At 61.2% G+C, this 14,592-nt stretch carries 12 protein-coding genes and 4 pseudogenes; 7 read left to right on the top strand and 9 right to left on the bottom strand.

The genetic code is table 11. The features are described from left to right. Positions 1-35: 35 nt before the first annotated feature. From CIC12_RS07800 to CIC12_RS07780, 6 genes and pseudogenes are all read right to left on the bottom strand, one after another. A complete protein-coding gene (locus CIC12_RS07800; RefSeq protein WP_168663566.1) occupies positions 36-983 on the bottom strand; it encodes an ABC transporter permease in 948 nt (315 codons plus the stop codon). Next, positions 980-1,285: a hypothetical protein gene (locus CIC12_RS07795; RefSeq protein WP_168663565.1), complete on the bottom strand. Its 306-nt coding sequence runs from the start codon at positions 1,283-1,285 to the stop codon at positions 980-982. The genes CIC12_RS07800 and CIC12_RS07795 overlap by 4 nt, the downstream gene beginning before the upstream one ends. Positions 1,286-1,327: 42 nt before the next feature. Further along, positions 1,328-1,477 (bottom strand): annotated as a pseudogene (locus tag CIC12_RS33620) (hypothetical protein); the annotation flags it as partial. 116 nt (positions 1,478-1,593) lie between these two features. Further along, positions 1,594-1,983, bottom strand: a pseudogene (locus CIC12_RS33615) (ABC transporter substrate-binding protein); the annotation flags it as partial. Next, the gene (locus tag CIC12_RS33610; RefSeq protein WP_168663564.1) at positions 1,974-2,648 is read right to left on the bottom strand and encodes an ABC transporter substrate-binding protein; all 675 of its coding nucleotides are present in this window, start codon (positions 2,646-2,648) and stop codon (positions 1,974-1,976) included. The gene CIC12_RS33610 and the pseudogene CIC12_RS33615, both read right to left, overlap by 10 nt. 304 nt (positions 2,649-2,952) lie before the next feature. Then, complete coding sequence (locus tag CIC12_RS07780; protein ID WP_168663563.1) at positions 2,953-4,182, bottom strand: porin; 1,230 nt, start codon at positions 4,180-4,182, stop codon at positions 2,953-2,955. A gap of 488 nt (positions 4,183-4,670) precedes the next feature. Between CIC12_RS07780 and CIC12_RS07775 the strand changes: the two genes are divergently transcribed. Then, positions 4,671-6,068: an NtaA/DmoA family FMN-dependent monooxygenase gene (locus CIC12_RS07775; protein ID WP_202984861.1), complete on the top strand. Its 1,398-nt coding sequence runs from the start codon at positions 4,671-4,673 to the stop codon at positions 6,066-6,068. A 24-nt stretch (positions 6,069-6,092) separates the two neighbouring features. Here the strand turns inward: CIC12_RS07775 and CIC12_RS07770 are convergent, their stop codons facing one another. Further along, positions 6,093-7,454: an LLM class flavin-dependent oxidoreductase gene (locus CIC12_RS07770; RefSeq protein WP_168663562.1), complete on the bottom strand. Its 1,362-nt coding sequence runs from the start codon at positions 7,452-7,454 to the stop codon at positions 6,093-6,095. A gap of 237 nt (positions 7,455-7,691) precedes the next feature. Here CIC12_RS07770 and CIC12_RS07765 point away from each other — a divergent pair, with 237 nt between their 5' ends. From CIC12_RS07765 to CIC12_RS07745, 5 genes are all read left to right on the top strand, one after another. After that, positions 7,692-7,910, top strand: a complete 219-nt coding sequence (locus tag CIC12_RS07765; RefSeq protein WP_238812436.1) for a hypothetical protein — start codon at positions 7,692-7,694, stop codon at positions 7,908-7,910. Between the two features lie 223 nt (positions 7,911-8,133). Continuing rightward, the gene (locus CIC12_RS07760) at positions 8,134-9,777 is read left to right on the top strand and encodes an ABC transporter substrate-binding protein (protein WP_238812435.1); all 1,644 of its coding nucleotides are present in this window, start codon (positions 8,134-8,136) and stop codon (positions 9,775-9,777) included. A gap of 1 nt (position 9,778) precedes the next feature. Then, complete coding sequence (locus tag CIC12_RS07755) at positions 9,779-10,708, top strand: ABC transporter permease subunit (protein WP_168663560.1); 930 nt, start codon at positions 9,779-9,781, stop codon at positions 10,706-10,708. Continuing rightward, positions 10,705-11,565 carry an ABC transporter permease gene (locus CIC12_RS07750; protein ID WP_168663559.1) on the top strand — a complete coding sequence of 287 codons (861 nt, stop codon included), beginning with the start codon at positions 10,705-10,707 and terminating at the stop codon, positions 11,563-11,565. Before CIC12_RS07755 ends, CIC12_RS07750 begins: the two co-directional genes overlap by 4 nt. Beyond that, positions 11,562-13,310, top strand: coding sequence for a dipeptide ABC transporter ATP-binding protein (locus tag CIC12_RS07745; RefSeq protein WP_168663558.1), 1,749 nt, complete (start codon positions 11,562-11,564; stop codon positions 13,308-13,310). Before CIC12_RS07750 ends, CIC12_RS07745 begins: the two co-directional genes overlap by 4 nt. A gap of 78 nt (positions 13,311-13,388) precedes the next feature. Here CIC12_RS07745 and CIC12_RS07740 read toward each other — a convergent pair whose 3' ends face one another. After that, entirely contained in the window at positions 13,389-13,652 is a 264-nt protein-coding gene (locus tag CIC12_RS07740; RefSeq protein WP_168663557.1) for a sulfonate ABC transporter substrate-binding protein, read from the bottom strand. Positions 13,653-13,698: 46 nt separating this feature from the next. Between CIC12_RS07740 and CIC12_RS07735 the strand changes: the two are divergent. Beyond that, positions 13,699-14,271: pseudogene (locus CIC12_RS07735) on the top strand (LysR substrate-binding domain-containing protein); the annotation flags it as partial. A gap of 73 nt (positions 14,272-14,344) precedes the next feature. Here CIC12_RS07735 and CIC12_RS07730 read toward each other — a convergent pair. Continuing rightward, positions 14,345-14,512, bottom strand: a pseudogene (locus tag CIC12_RS07730) (LacI family DNA-binding transcriptional regulator); the annotation flags it as partial. Positions 14,513-14,592 lie beyond the last annotated feature (80 nt).

Raw genomic sequence — 14,592 nt, 5'->3', positions numbered from 1 at the left:
GGTCCTCGGTGAAGCGGCTGATAAGCTCGCCATGCTCAGGCCCGCAGGCGCGGATTGAGCAGATCGAGCGCGATATCGGTGAGCAGATTCATACCGACGAAACACGCGGCGATCAGCATGACGCCCGCTTGCGCCATCGGGTAGTCGCGGCCCGCGGCGGCGACGTACAGTTGTGTGCCGAGTCCCGGCCATGCGAACACGTTCTCCACCAGAATCACACCGCTTAGCAGATAGCCGATCTGCAGGCCGGTCACGTTGACGATCGGGCTGAGCAGATTGCGGCCAATATGCCTGCGCACGATGCTCGCCCGCGAAAACCCCAGGGAACGATAGGTACGGATGTAGTCGGTCTGCGCAATTTCGATAACGCTCGCGCGCACCAGCCTCGCGAGCAGCAGCATCGAAATCAGCGCGGCGGACGTTGCCGGTAGAACCAGATGTTTGAGCAGATCGAACGGTCCGCCATCGCCCCGCATGTCGGCAATGCCGGATGACGGCAGCCAGTGCAGCTTGAGCGCGAAAATCCACATCAGCACGAGGCCTAGCCAGAACACCGGCAGGTTGTGGCCGACCTGGATCACGAACATCGAAATCGAATCGATCCGCGATCTGCGATGCAAACCGGACGCTATGCCGATCGTCACGCCGAACAGCACACAGATCAGGACAGCGGCTGCCGTCAGGATCGCGGTGTTGAGGAAGGCGTGGCCAAGTACGCTCATCACCGGTACCTTCAGCACGATCGAGTCGCCCCAATGGCCCGACGCCAGATTCGCGAGCCAGATGAAGTACTGCTCGACGAGCGGACGGTCAAGGCCGTACGCATGTCGAAGCGCGTCGATCGACGCCTGAGGCATCTGTCCGGACAACGCGTTCGAGATTGGATCGCCTGGCGCAAGATGCGCCGACCCGAACACCAGCAACGAGATGGCGAGAAACACCGGAACCGACTGGAGCAGACGGTAAGCGATCGTGCGTATCATGCTGTCAGCCACACTTTGGAGAGGTCGTACCAGTTCTGCGCGGGCACGTTGAAGCCGTTCACTTTCGAGCTACTGGCGAAATAGCGGGTGAACGTCAGCAACGGTACGATACCGGCCTGCTTTTGCAACAGCACGTTCGCTTCTTTCCAGCGTTCGATCGCTCTCTTCTCGTCGGTTTCGAGCGAAGCGGTTTCAACTGCGTTTGCCACTTCAGGGCCCAGCAGATCTTTGCCGCCGCGCGCCACTACATAGCCCTGATACACGATGCGCAACCACAGTGGTGTGATAAAGCCCCACTCCATGCTGGCGAGAGCGATGTCGTCGGAGAGCTTCGGCAGGTTCGCGGTGTAGGTCAGCCACTCCTGCGAAAGAATGTCGACGTGAATGCCGACCTTCGCCAGGTCGCGCTGAATCCATTCAATGGTCGGCTGGTTGGCTTCGTCCGTGGCAATCGTGAAATGAATGTCGCCGTCCTTGAAGCCTGCATCGGCCAGTAGCTTTTGCGCCGCGGGAGGGTCGTAGCTGAAGTCACGCTGCGCGGGGTCGAACGCGACGTGTTCTGATTCAGAATGTTGTACGCCGGATCCGCGTGACCTTTGAACAGTGTCTTTGCCAGTCCTTCGCGATCGATAGCCTGGATGATCGCCTGACGCACCGGCAACTGCTTTGCAAAGCGGTTCTTGAAGTTCCAGCCCAGATAGAGGAGCCCCGCGCCGGCGCTTTCAGGCACAGTGTAGCCGCTGCCGGTCAGGGTATTGACGGCATCCGCCGGCGTACGGGTGAGGATGTCGATCTCGCCGGCCTGCAGTGCGGCGAGCCGGGTCGAGTCGGACACGATCGGCCGGAACACCACGCGCTCCACGTGCGCCGCTTGTCCCCAGTAGTGGTCGTTGCGCACGAGTTCAGTACGCTCGCCGTGAATCCGCTTGACGAGTCTGAATGGGCCCGTGCCGGCCGCGTGCTCCGCGAGTCCGTCCTGACCGTAGGTCTTTAGAGCCAGCGGACTGAAAATGCCTGATACGTAATTGCCTGCGGCAGCATGCGCGGAAAGTCGCGAAACGGCTTGTTGAAGGTGTAGCGCACGGTGTGATCGTCGATCAACTCGAAGCCTTTCAGATCGCCGTAGACCGCTTTCATGAACGCCGCCGCCTTCACGTCGTAGTACTCGAACTGCGGGTCGTGAAAGCGGCGCACGTTGAACTCGACTGCATGGGCGTCGAAATCGCTGCCGTCGTGGAATTTGACGTCCCGGCGCAACTTGAACGTGAACGTGGTGGCGTCGTCGCTGATCTGCCAGCTTTCGGCGAGTGCGGGGATCAGCTCGGGCGGACCTTCGTGCGCCGGCTTGGTCAGGTCCTCGGCAATCAGCGATTCATAGATATGGCGATCGACCCGATATGTTTCCCATGAGTATTGGTGATTCGGATCGTAGACGGTCGGCTCCTGATATTCGCCGATCACCAGCGTGCCACCCTGGCGCGGCGTTCCGCCGCCGGTGGCAGCCGGTCCCGGAACAGCGTCCTGCGCGCCGGGAGTGTGTCTCCCGTACAGGCCGTATGCGATCGCGCCGGCGCCGACGAGCGCTCCACCGATCAGGAAGCCGCGACGGCCGGAGTGAGTGGGAACGGCCGCCTTGGCGGCACGGCGGGTAGGACGCTCTGACATTGGGTATTTCCTGAACGCACGGAGACTGGAAACCAGGGAAGGCTGCCGCGCGGTCATTCCGGACAGCGGCGACAATCAGCAATGGCCTTCGAGGCTAAGGTTTGCATCCGTCTGAAGCAACCAATGAATTACGGAAAACTTATGATATCCGGCTGGTTAAGTCGGATGACTAACAAACGTAAAGCGTGACCGCACGCAGAAGGTAAGGTTGCAATTGCCACTACCTGCAGAGCGGGATCGTATGAGCCGTTAAGTCACGCGAACAACGACACCCCGGCCCGTTGCAGGGCAGGGGCCGGCCTCTTTAGAAGAGATGCTTGATACCCGCCGAGACGGAGACCTGTTTGCTGGTCGCAGACGGTGTCAGGTATCCGATCGCCGCCACCGCCGGACGTCCGAGAGAATCGGTGCCGCTCGCGTGCTGGAATGCACCCGTGAGATATAGGTCAGTCGCCTTGGAAAGCGAATACGCCGCGCCCAGATTAACCTGTTCGTACTTCGCGCCTTCCTTGCCGCTCGTGCTCCCGCCTTGCGTGTAGTCGAACGAAGTGCCGAAGCGCAGGAACGGCGTGGCCTGATAACGCAGGCTCGCGCCAACGGTATAGAAGCTTGCCGTGCCGTGGTATCCGAACGTGTTCAGCGCCGCATTCGTGCCGAGGCCGCGGAACTGTGTGTTCGAATAAGACACGCCGAAAATCGCCTGTCCTGCCGTATAGGTGCTCGCCACGGAAATGGTTTGCTGCGAATTGGCCGATGCGAACCCCGCAATAGCCGGGTTGGATTCGGCCGTCGTCGCGGAACCGGCGGAGCCGAGATTGTTACCCGTGGTGGTCGCGTTAGGATTGGTGCCATAGAGCGACACATTCGGATTGCGCGCGTCGAAGATCGACGCTGCAAGTGCGAACGACCCGCCGGTATAGCTCGCTCCCAGAGACCAGTACTGGTTTTGCGTGACATTGCCCGCTACGCCGCCAAGGCTGTACAAACCACCGAAACGAAAGCCGTTGTAGGTATCCGATAAGTACTTGAGCGCATTGTTGATACGGTGCGTGAAGTTGAGGTTGTCATAGTCCGCGGGATGGATGGCGAGATTGCCCCAGTACCAGCCGTAGATGAGCGGCGAGACGAATTCCACCGACGCGTCGCCCTGGCGGCCCAACGTGAACGTGCCGTAGCGCGGAGCAGAGAAGCCTACGTACGCCTGGCGGCCGAAGATGGCGCCCCCTTGTCCCAGCGCGCCATTATTGACGCTGAAACCATTTTCAAGCTGGAAGATAGCCTTCAATCCGCCACCGAGATCTTCTACGCCTTTCAGGCCCCAGCGGCTCGATGCGAGCCCCGACGAGCCGCTATCGAATTGCGCGACCTGCGCGCCGCCTCTCGGCCTGCCGGACGCTGAGGTGGCGGTGGTTTGTGCATTGTTGGTATAGGTCACATTGCCGGTCACGATCCCGTAGAGCGTGACGCTGCTTTGAGCACTGGCTGTGCCGATCATCAGAGAAGAAACGCTGAAGGCGAAAAGCAGTTTTTTCATAGTTGTATGGATCAATGTTGAGCGTGTATTCGGAGAAGTGATTGACTTGGTAAGACCTCTTGGAGTCGGCGTGAACGATAAGCAAAACGAATCTATCTACCAAACGATCAAATGCGATATTCATATCGAGTTTATGTTTGGAAAATGCGTTTAAACGGCGGTTGTCGAGCGATAGCACCGTCCATCGACGATAGATTTTCGATCGGCGTCCATGTGTCGTTGCTTCATTGACGATTGCTCTGCAACGTGTGATTCCGGACTGCGCAGAGCTTGCGCATAGAAAAGGAATTGGTAAGACGCGCGAGAAGGTTTGGCCGGCTTAATGTCGCGTTCGTGCAACAGGAGCTTGCGCTCACGCGACAGACATTCAAGGCGCCGGCTCAGTTGGAACGTTTGATACGCACGACGGAATCCAATCCACAAAACCTTGTTTGCGCTCCTTTCCGTTGAACGCTAGATTGGCGCACATCGCCAAGCCGGAACGCAAAGTGCCGAACAAACCGATCATTCTTAGCGCCTTCACGATGAACACCGCGTCCCATCTCAACTTTGGGCTATGGCGGCATCCCGCGGATCAGACTCATCGCTATACGGAGATCTCGTATTGGGTTGAACTCGCGAAGCTGCTCGACGGAGGCGGCTTCGATAACCTCTTTATCGCCGATGCACTCGGCCTGCTCGACGTCTATGCGGGCACACCGGAAGCGTCGTTGCGCACCGGCACGCAGTCGCCGGTCAACGATCCGACGCTGCTGGTCTCAGCAATGGCGGCGGCCACGCGTCAGCTGGGATTCGGCATCACCGTGTCGACGACCTATGAGCAGCCATATCTGCTCGCGCGCAAGTTCACCACGCTCGATCATCTGACGAACGGCCGCATTGCGTGGAACGTCGTAACCTCGCTGCTGGACAGCGCAGCGCGCAACCTGGGCCACGAACGCCAGGTGGCTCACGATGAGCGTTACGACATGGCCGACGAATTCCTCGAAGTGGTCTACAAGCTTTGGCAGCACTCGTGGAAGGAAGGGGCCGTGTTGCGCGATCCGGGCGATACGCGTCATTCGGGCGGTGTGTACACGGATCCGTCGCGAGTACGATCGATCAACCACCGTGGCAAGTATTTCACCGTGCCCGACGCGCATCTTTCCGAACCGTCGCCGCAACGTGTGCCCGTGCTCTTTCAGGCGGGCGGCTCGCCGCGCGGCCAGGCGTTTGCCGGCCGGCATGCAGAGGTCGTGTTCGTGGCCGGTGCGGACGCCGCCGGCATCCGCCGCAATGTCGCCCAGCTTCGAGAGGTCGCGCGCAAAAATGGACGCGCGCCGGATTCGATCCGGTTCATCAGCGGCGTGGTGGTCGTGACCGGCGAGAGCGATGCGGTGGCGCAGGCAAAGTTCGACGAATATCGGGCGTACTACAACGTCGAGGGCGCGGTCGCGCATTTCTCGTCGGGTGTGGGAGTCGACTTTTCGACGCAGCCGCTCGATACGCCGCTCAAATATCGCGAAACCGATTCGAGCCGCTCACTGCTGCGCATGTTCGACGATCCGGCATCGAGCAAGACGTGGACCTTGCGCGAAGCGCTGGCGCCCGAGCATGGCCTGGGGCGTAGCAAGACAATCGTCGGCGGTCCTGCGACGGTGGCCGACGGCATCGATCAATGGCTGGCCGATACGAATACCGACGGCATCAATCTTATCTACATGGTGAATCCCGGCAGCTTCGCCGATTTCGTCGAACACGTGGTGCCGGAACTCAGGCGTCGCGGCCGTCTGCATGAGCGCGGCACCGGCACGCTGCGCGAGCGGTTGTTCGAACACGGTTCGCGCTACCTCGCCACGGACCATCCGGCACACCGGTTACAGCTCGATGAAGCCGTAACCGCGTAGTTCGATGGTGGAAGCGCGCGACGCTCATGCCGTCGCCGCCGCGTCCTCCTGTTTCTCGTGAAGGTGACGGCTCACCGGCCGTGGCAAACTGAAGTGGTCGCGCAGCGTCCTGCCTTCGTATTCGGTCCGGAAAAGCCCACGTTTTTGCAACAGCGGCACCACGCCGTCGGCGAAATCCTGCAGACCACCAGGCAATACGTCGGGCATCAGATTGAAGCCGTCGGCGCCGCCGCCCCTGAACCAATGTTCGATGTCATCGGCGATCTGTTCGGGCGTGCCTACCACCACGCGATGGCCGCCGCCTCCCGCCAGGGCGCGGATCAACTGCCGCGCGGTGTATCCGTTGTTGCGCGCCTGCGCGAGCGTCGCGTAAAAGAACGTGTGATTGCCGTTGCCGCCGTTAGGTAGTGAAAGATCGGCGGGCAGGCGTTCGTCGAGTTTCAGATGCTCGACGCTCACGCCCAGAATGCCGGCGAGCCGGGTGAGGCTGTAGCTCCACGGGATCAGGTCGACCAGTTCATCGCGACGGCGCAGCGCTTGTGCTTCGGTCGCGCCGATGATCGTGGTGAGGCCAGGCAATACCCGGATCGCGTTGTCGCCGCGGCCTAGCGCAGCGGCGCGCGCCTTGAGGTCGCGCGCGTAGGCTGCTGCTTCATCAAACGACTGCGACGCGGAGAAAACCGCTTCCGCGTGACGGGCCGCGAGCGCTCTTCCGTCTCCCGAACCGCCCGCCTGGATCAGCACCGGATGCCCCTGGGCGCTACGCGGCAGATTGAAGGGCCCGTCGACGCTGAAATGTTTGCCGCGATGCTCGATCCGATGCACCTTCGCGGGATCGACGAAACGGCCGCTCGCCTTGTCGCCGATCAAAGCGTCGTCCTCCCAGCTATCCCATAGCGCTTTGACGACCTCGGTGAATTCAGCCGCACGCTCGTAGCGCGCCGCGTGACCGGGCACGGCTTCGTGACCGAAATTGCGGGCCGAGCCGAGGTCGGCGGTGGTCACGATGTTCCAGCCGGCGCGGCCCGCGCTCAGGTGATCGAGCGTGGCGAAGCGCCGCGCGATGTTATACGGCTCGTTATAGCTCGTGGACGCGGTGCCGATCACGCCGATATGCGTGGTGGCCGCGGCAATGCCGGCGAGCAGGACCGTCGGTTCGAGCGCCGTGATCGGGCGGAAGTCGATCTGGTCGGCGATCGACGCGTTGTCCGCGAGAAAGACCGCATCGAATTTTGCCGCCTCGGCGATTTGCGCGACACGCACATAGTGGGCGATATCGACGAAGGCGCGCGGATCCGCGTCTTCGGTGCGCCATGCGGAAGGAACGAAGCCGGAATGGAGGACGTTGATGTTCAGATGAAGTTGGCGTGGCGGTGCGATTGTCATAGGTCGTGTCGAATGCAGGATGGGCTGTCATTCTCATTGTCGATAAGTCCACGATTTCAGACAACGAACGAATTCTGACATCGATATGGCGGTCATGACTTGCAAAGCGTGGTGAGCTTCATAACCATATCGGAACTCGCTCTTTCTCAATTCCGACTATCTCTGCCATTCTGTATCGAGGGCATTTGCGCGGCAGCTGCGAGGCGTCGATACATTCTGATGGAGTGAACAATCCCGATGAGCATGGACCCACTGATCGACAGTTTGATGCTGAAGCTGCGGCACAACCGTGTCTACACGGCGAGCACGTTGGCGCGCCTGTTCGGTGTATCGGAGAAAGCGGTCGAGGCCGCGCTCGCCACGCCGCTTGTGCCGCGCCGCTTCGACGGTGCCCTCGCCGGATACGACGGGCGGCTCCGCGAGCATCGCTCACTGGCGATGCTCGTGCGTCGCTGATGTACGCGCTCGTTCTTCGATAGCGCCGGTCGACATCCAGCTGATCTCATTCATTTCGTTACTCCGCTTATCCAGATATCGAAAGCAAATTTGCTTCGTTGTTGTCTGCTCCGATTGAAACGTATTCTCGTGGATCATTTCTTCGAGATGCCATACCTATGACCGCGCATGTATTGGCCGACGCAAACTCGCCGAGGTCGTTCGCTAAATGAAAGCCCTTCACATGTCTCTGGCTGGGCTCGTCGCCGTGGCCTGCGCTTCGATCCTCGGCGGCTGCAATAAATCCGATCCGGTGCCGACCGTCCAGGCGGCGCAGGCAGCGAAGCCTGTGTCTGGTGGCACGCTCACGTGGGGCGTGACGACCGAGCCCGCCTGTTTCGACCCGCACCGCTCGTCGCAACAGAACGCCTTCTGGGTCGAGCGCAATTACATCGACTCGCTCATCAGCAAGAAAGCCGACGGCACCTACGCACCGTGGCTCGCGAAGTCGTGGAGCGTGGCCGACGACGGCAAGAGCTACACCTTCGATCTGCGCGACGACGTTCACTTTACCGATGGCACGCCGTTCAATGCCGCCGCCGTCAAGGCCAATTTCGATTACATCCTGAACAATGTCAGCACCACGTCGGCGTCGGCGTCGCTGCTGGTTCACTATGACCACGCCGAAGTCGTCTCGCCCTATGTCGTGCGTCTCGTCATGAAGCAACCCGACTCGACCACGCTCGAATCGCTGTCCAGCGTGAAGCTCGGCTTTATTTCGCCGGAAGCGTTGGCTGAAAATCGTGACCTGTGTGGCGGCGGCCCCGGCGTGGTGGGCACGGGCCCGTTCGTGTTCAACGCCTATCAACGAGGCCAGTCGGCGGTCTTTACACGCAATGCTGCCTACAATTGGGGGCCGGGCAATGCACAGCATCAAGGCGCGGCGTATCTCGACCGGGTGACCTATCGGTTCCTGCCCGAAGCCGCGGTGCGTACGGGCGCATTGAGTTCGGGTCAGGTCGATCTGATCGAAGGCGTACAGCCCACGGATGCGAGTGTGTTCGACAAGGTCGAAGGCTTCCAGTACTTCACGGGCCCATCGGCTACGACGTCGTTCACGTTGAACGTAAACTACACGGTTGCTCCCGCCAGCGACGTGCGCGTTCGGCGCGCGCTGCGCGACGGCTTCGATCTCGATGCGATCGTGAAGAGCGTGTATCTCGGCACGGTGCAGCGAGCCTGGTCGAACATCGGCCCGGACAACGCGGACTATAACGCCGCGCTCAAGGGTTCGTGGGGCAATGACGTAGCCGCGGCAAACAAGCTGCTGGACGAAGCCGGTTGGACGCAACGCGACAGCGAAGGCTTTCGCACGAAAGACGGTAAGCGTCTGTCGGTCGAAATCGGTTATCCGCAACCGTATGTGCGCGACAGCCGCGATGTTCTGATCCGCGCTGTGCAGTCGGCGTTGCGGCAGAACATCGGCCTCGACCTCGGCTTGCGCATCACCACCGCGGGTGATTTCGCGAATCAGAAGGCCACCGGCAACTGGACGATCTATCCGAACACCGACAATCCGTCCGACGTCGCGATGGAGCTGTGGGACATGCTCGGCGATCAGGGTTTCCTGTATAACGCGATCAGGAATCCGGACCCGACCATCACCAGCGCGATCAACCGCTCGCGCCTGCTACCGGTCGGCGACGAGCGGCGCAAGCTACTCGCCGACATTCAGAAGCGCGCCGTCGATGAGGCCTATATCGTGCCGCTGTTCGCGCCAGCTTATCACCTGGCGGCGAAGTCGTCGGTGCATGGCATTGGTTTCGAACCGGAACTCGACGGTCCGGCCAGCTCGTACGACATCTGGGTCGACAAGCAGGGAGGGTGACGTGCTCAGGAAAATTGCCACACGTCTGCTGACCGGACTGCTCGTGCTGTGGCTTGCCGCCAGTGCGGCCTTCGTTGCGATTCACGCGCTGCCGGGGCGTATCGAAGACGTGCTCGCGGGCGATCTCGCGTACCCGGGACTGCGCGAGTCGATCGCCGCGCAGTGGGGACTCGATCACAGCCTGCCCTGGCAGTACGCGCAGTTCCTGCTGCGCCTTGCTCACGGCGATCTGGGCACCTCGTTTGTGCTGCAGCAACCGGTGCTCGCCGTCCTCGGCAGCCAGCTCTGGCCGACCGTGCAACTCGCGGTGGCGGCTGGGGTGCTGGCTATCTTGCTGGCGCTGGTGGTTGCCACCTCGACGGCCGGATTGCGCGGCGGGGGCGGTGTCTGGGCCAGCCGCGTCGCCTCGACGCTCGAACTCGCCTTTACGTCGACACCCGTGTTCTGGCTCGGCATGTTGCTGCTGATCGCGTTTTCGTTTCACTGGCGTTTTTTTCCAGTCTCCGGTGCGGCGGGCTGGCGCTCGCTGGTTCTGCCCGCAGTGACGCTCGCACTGCCCACGGCGGGCGTGCTGTCGCAAGTCATGCGCGAAGCGTTGGAGGCGACGCTCGACAAGCCGTTCGTGCTCACCGTGCGCTCGCGTGGCGTCTCCGAAGCTGCGTTGCGTGTGCGTCACGTGCTGCGTCATGCGCTGCTGCCCGTCGTGACGCTCGGTGGCTGGTTGATTGGCGGTTTGCTCGGCGGAGCGGTCATTACGGAAAAGATGTTCGGGCGGCCCGGCATCGGCAGCGTCACGCTGGCTGCGGTGACGTCACAGGACGTGCCGGTCGTGCTGGCCGTCGTTCTGCTCGCGGCTTTCGTCCACGTGGCCATGTCGACGTTGCTCGACGTGGCCTATCTCTTCATCGACCCGAGGCTGCGCAACTCATGAGCGACGTGCCGCTTTCTCCTGTTTCGTCGATCGCGCGTGCGGGTTGGGTCCCGCGTATTCCGTTGACGGTTTGGCTCGCCATCGCGTTTCTGCTCGTGCTCGCGTTTTCGATGGCGTTTGCGCGTGTCGTGACGCCATATGACCCACTCGTCAGCGACGTCGCGCACGCGATGCAGCCACCCGACGCGAGGCACTGGTTCGGCACGGACCGAATCGGCCGCGACGTGTTTGCGCGGGTGATTTACGGCGCTCGCTATTCGCTGCTCATCGGTCTGTCGAGCATGATCGTCGCGCTCGTGATCGGTCTCGTGCTGGGCATGACGGCCGGCCTCGGCGGCCGCGCAGTCGATGAAGGCGCGTCGCGCATCTTCGACGTGCTGTCGGCCTTTCCACCCGTCCTGCTGTCGTTGTTCGTCGTCACGTTCCTCGGTCAGGGGATTGTGAACATCGCGATTGCGGTCGGCATCGCGGGGATTCCGAAGTTCGGACGCGTGCTGCGTGCGCAAACCCTCATCGTGAGACGAGCCGATTACGTGACCCATGCGGTGACGTACGGCGTGCCGCGTGCCCGCGTGTTCATGCGGCATATTCTGCCGAACGTGCTTGCCACGGTGCCCGTAATCGCCACGATCGATATCGGCAGCGCGATTATTGCCGTGTCGGCCCTGAGCTTTCTCGGCCTTGGACCTCAACCGCCGACGCCCGAGTGGGGCGTGATGCTTGCCGAAGGACGCGACGTGTTGCGTGTCGCGTGGTGGCCGAGCGTGTTCCCGGGCCTTGCGATTACGCTGTGCGTGATGGCGTTTTCGCTGATCGGCAAGTTTCTGTCTCGCGTCTATGGAGTGCGCACGCGATGAAAACCGATATACGGCACCTGCATCTGAATCCGCAGTTGCTCGTCGATATACGCGGGCTGAACATCCGTTTTCCGCATGCCAATGAAGGTAAGCCCCTGGTATGTGGCGTCGATCTGTCGATACACGCGGGCGAATGCGTCGCGCTGGTCGGTGAGTCCGGTTCTGGCAAAAGCCTGACCGCTCGCAGTCTGATCGGTCTCGCCGGACAAGGTGCGCAGATCGATGCGCAACGCTTCGATATCGAGGGCCGCTCGGCGCTGAGCTTTCGGGAACGCGACTGGCGTGCGCTACGCGGTGCGTTTGCGGGACTCGTCATGCAGGACGCGCTCGTGTCGCTCGATCCATTGAGGACGATTGGCGCGGAGATCGGCGAGTCTGTTGCATTGCACGCTGGGCTACGCTCGCGCGGCGAGCGTTCGGCGCGTTTGCGGGCTGTCATGAGCGACGTGGGGATTGCCGAACCCGAGCGGCGTGTGCATCAATATGCGCATGAATTGTCGGGCGGCTTGCGTCAGCGTGCGTTGATCGCGTCGGCGATTGCGGCGGGGCCGAAACTCGTCATCGCCGACGAGCCCACCACAGCGCTCGATGTGACGGTGCAGATGCAGATCCTCTCGGTTTTGGCGGCCCGTTTGCGCGACGGCATTGGCGTGTTGCTGATCTCGCACGATCTCGCGGTGGTGGCGGATATCGCCGACCGCGTATTGGTGATGCATCGGGGCGAAGTGGTCGATAGCGGCACGACCGAAAACGTACTGAGCCGGCCGTCTCATCCCTATACGCGGCAATTGCTCGCGGCCCAGCCATCTGCGCAGTCGCGCGGGCACAAGCTCGCGTCAGCGCGGATGGTGACCGACGCGCGAGGCGCGAGCGGAGGCCGCGAATCGACTATTTTTCGGGAACCTCTGCCAGCCCGGCCGGCGCCATCGGACGAACTCGTGCTGAAGGTCGATGCGATCGGCAAATACTATGCAAAGCGTGGCGCAGCCAGCCGCAATGTATTCACCGCACTCGACGACGTATCGTTCGACGTACGCAAAGGCGAGGTGGTGGGGATCGTCGGCGAGTCCGGGTCAGGGAAAAGCACTTGTGCGAATATCGTGCTCGGACTCGCCACGCCCTCGGCGGGCACTGTCGATTTCCTCGGCACGCATTGGAACGGCGTGGATTTCAAGGAAGGTGCGCGTCACGCATTACGGACTCGTCTTCAATATATTCCGCAAGACCCACTCAGTTCGTTCGATCCCAGGCACAGTGTGCAGCAATTACTGGAGGAAGCGTTGTTCTCGTCGAAGCTGTCGAAACACGCGGTGATCGAGCGGAGTGTCGAATTGCTCGAACAGGTAGGACTCGACGCAGGCTATCTCGGACGGCAGCCCTCGACGCTCTCCGGAGGACAACGTCAACGCGTGGCCATTGCGCGAGCGATTGCGCCCGAGCCCGCTTTGATCGTGTGCGACGAACCGGTTTCGGCGCTCGACGTGTATGTGCAGGCTCAGGTGCTGGATTTACTGGGCTCGTTGCAGGTGCGGCTCGGTATGTCTCTGCTGTTCATTTCGCACGACCTGGACGTCGTGCGTCATCTCGCCGATCGCGTGCTCGTGTTCAAGGAAGGGAGGGTTGTGGAGGCGGGGAAGACGGAGCGCGTCTTTGTCTGTCCGCAGCATGCGTACACTCGTGAGTTGATGGCCGCGTCGCGCTCGTTGCGAGGGTCGGACCGGCCGCTTGAACTGATGCGGGCTTAAGGGGTTTGCTCTGCGCCGCAGATGAACAAAAGAATAAGCATCAACCAGACTGACGGAGTATCTAAGTTCTGCGTGACGCTATCGAATGTTCACGATCACATCTTTGACGTTCACCTGCTTCGGGATGATCGAACTGCGATAGGCGAGGTCGGCGGTCGCCTGCTGGGCGGCGATGACGTCATTCGTCAACGGGTAGTGCACGCCCCATTCGAGGCGCGGGAGCGCCTTCGTCCACACGTCCGTTGGCACGCCGGTACTGCGCGACAGGAAAGCGATCGTTTGCTCCGGATGCGCGAGCTCGTTTGCCGTTTGCCGGTCCAGCACGTCGAACAGCAGTCGCAAAGCCGCCGGATGCTGCTGCGCGAATTCACGCGTCCCGATATAGAACTGGCCGAAGCTTCAACATCTTCTGCGCGAACGGCCGGAACTGCGCATCGAAATAATTAACGACTACGGCCTGTCCAATATCGTGGAGGAGCGTTTTGATGTGGGCGTACGTTTGGGAGATCAAGTTGAAAAGGACATGATCGCTGTGCGGATTGCACCGGACGAAACGCTGGCGATCGTCGCCACACCCGAGTATCTGAACCGAAGATCTGCGCCGACCGCCCCGCAGGATCTCGTCGCCCATAACTGCATCAACCTGAGGTTGCCGACCAGAGACTCACTCATGCCATGGGAGCTTCACAAAGGCCGGCGTCGCATGGAAATCAAAGTGAGTGGTCAACTTGTTTTTAATAATTCGTATCAGATGCTAGACGCAGCGCTAAAAGGCTTTGGTCTCGCCTACATTCCCAAAGCGCTCGCGGAGCCAGACGTGAAGGCCGGCCGGCTTTGCTGGGTTCTGGAAGAATGGTTTCCGACATTTACAGGTCATCATGCCTACTATGCGACGCGTCGCCAATCTTCGCTCGCCGTCCGCCTGGTTATCGAGGCCCTGCGCGGCGCGCACACCCGATAGCGCGATGAGACGACAGTATTCAACGTTCGCCATTCGCGCTTGAGCCGTCATTCGATTGGCCCTTGCCGAATGTCCCAACGGGTCGAAATTGCCTATCGACTTGACTCCTGGGCCGACTCCGTCCGCTGCCGCGTTCGTTCAGTACGCGGTCTACCGGCGTCGTGCTGACTCCGGCGAGCTTTGCGATCTCGACGATTCGTGCAGTGCGCTTACGCCATCGCGATGGCGTTTCGTGTGCCACGTTGCCCTCCCACTGCCGTCCGTGCTGGGAGATCTCACGACGCTGACGCTTCCTACCCTATAAAAATAACGAATTTCGTC

Source organism: Paraburkholderia sp. SG-MS1, assembly GCF_012275575.1.
GTDB lineage: Bacteria > Pseudomonadota > Gammaproteobacteria > Burkholderiales > Burkholderiaceae > Paraburkholderia.
This window is presented reverse-complemented; position numbering and strand designations above follow the sequence as displayed.

Coding starts and splice junctions, on each gene's coding strand:
- CIC12_RS07770 (WP_168663562.1), bottom strand. CDS start 7,454: ATGACAATCGCACCGCCACGCCAACTTCATCTGAACATCAACGTCCTC.
- CIC12_RS07760 (WP_238812435.1), top strand. CDS start 8,134: ATGTCTCTGGCTGGGCTCGTCGCCGTGGCCTGCGCTTCGATCCTCGGC.
- CIC12_RS07750 (WP_168663559.1), top strand. CDS start 10,705: ATGAGCGACGTGCCGCTTTCTCCTGTTTCGTCGATCGCGCGTGCGGGT.
- CIC12_RS33610 (WP_168663564.1), bottom strand. CDS start 2,648: ATGTCAGAGCGTCCTACCCGCCGTGCCGCCAAGGCGGCCGTTCCCACT.
- CIC12_RS07765 (WP_238812436.1), top strand. CDS start 7,692: ATGAGCATGGACCCACTGATCGACAGTTTGATGCTGAAGCTGCGGCAC.
- CIC12_RS07800 (WP_168663566.1), bottom strand. CDS start 983: ATGATACGCACGATCGCTTACCGTCTGCTCCAGTCGGTTCCGGTGTTT.
- CIC12_RS07780 (WP_168663563.1), bottom strand. CDS start 4,182: ATGAAAAAACTGCTTTTCGCCTTCAGCGTTTCTTCTCTGATGATCGGC.
- CIC12_RS07745 (WP_168663558.1), top strand. CDS start 11,562: ATGAAAACCGATATACGGCACCTGCATCTGAATCCGCAGTTGCTCGTC.
- CIC12_RS07795 (WP_168663565.1), bottom strand. CDS start 1,285: ATGGAGTGGGGCTTTATCACACCACTGTGGTTGCGCATCGTGTATCAG.